Consider the following 1,261-nt stretch of genomic DNA (forward strand, 5'->3'; position numbering starts at 1 on the left):
TGCTCCAGGTAGTCCGCTTCCTGCGCCGCATCCACGCGGCCATGCAGCTTGCCCAGCACCACGGTCAGCTGGAACAGCGCGGCCAGCTGGGTGGTGAAGGCCTTGGTGGAGGCCACGCCGATCTCGGCACCGGCACGGGTGTAGCAGACCAGTTCGCTGGCGCGCGGGATGGCGCTTTCGGGCACGTTGCAGATCGACAGCGTGTGCAGGTGGCCCAGCGACTTGGCGTACTTCAGCGCCTCCATCGTGTCCAGGGTTTCACCGGACTGGGAGATGGTTACGATCAGGTGCTTCGGGTTGGCATACGCGGCGCGGTAGCGATACTCGCTGGCGATTTCCACGCTGCACGGCAGGCCGGCGATGGATTCGATCCAGTAGCGCGCGGTCAGGCCGGAGTAGTAGCTGGTGCCGCAGGCGAGGATCTGCACGCCTTCAATGCCTGACAGCACCGCTTCTGCATTCTTGCCGAACAGTTCGGCCGGGAAGCCACCGGCATCGATGGCCGCTTCGATGGTGTCGCCCAGCGCGCGCGGCTGCTCGTGGATTTCCTTCTGCATGAAGTGGCGGTACGGGCCCAGCTCCAGCGAGGCCAGCGACACATCCGACTGGTGCACGCCACGGTCCACCGGCAGGTTGTGCTCGTCGAACACCTGCACGCCATCGCGGCGGATGTCGGCGGTGTCGCCCTCTTCCAGGAAGATCACGTTGCGGGTGGAGGAGATGATGGCCGAGACGTCGGAGGCGACGAAGTTCTCGCCCTCGCCCAGGCCCACCAGCAGCGGGCAGCCCATGCGCGCGCAGACGAAGTGGTCCGGCTCGGCACGGCTCATCACCGCCAGCGCATAGGCACCGGTGAGTTCCTTGACCGTGCGCTGCAGCGCGGAGAGCAGGCTGTCGCCGCCCTTGAGGTGATGGTGCATCAGGTGGGCGATGACTTCGGTGTCGGTCTGCGACTCGAACACGTAGCCGAGCGCGCGCAGCTTCTCGCGCTGCTCCTCGTGGTTCTCGATGATGCCGTTGTGCACCAGCGCCACGCCGTGGCTGATGTGCGGGTGGGCATTGGCCTCGGTCACGCCGCCATGGGTGGCCCAGCGGGTGTGGCCGATGCCGAGGGTGGCGTCGAAGCCTTCAGCGGCCGCGGCCTTCTCCATTTCCGCCACGCGGCCGGTGCGGCGCACGCGGCGTACGTCGGGCTGGGACTGGGTCTGGTCCAGCACCGCGATGCCGGATGAATCGTAGCCGCGGTATTCCAGGCGCTTCA

General features: G+C 67.0%; 1 protein-coding gene. It reads right to left on the reverse strand.

Features of this window, described 5'->3' with window-relative positions; all coding sequences use genetic code 11:
- Positions 1–1,261 (reverse strand): glutamine--fructose-6-phosphate transaminase (isomerizing) (gene glmS, locus QMX79_RS20750; protein WP_282248459.1); only part of this gene is annotated, 1,261 nt, incomplete at both ends.

Origin of the sequence: Stenotrophomonas sp. PS02300, from assembly GCF_029959395.1 — a bacterium.
In the GTDB taxonomy this organism is placed as follows: domain Bacteria; phylum Pseudomonadota; class Gammaproteobacteria; order Xanthomonadales; family Xanthomonadaceae; genus Stenotrophomonas; species Stenotrophomonas maltophilia_AD.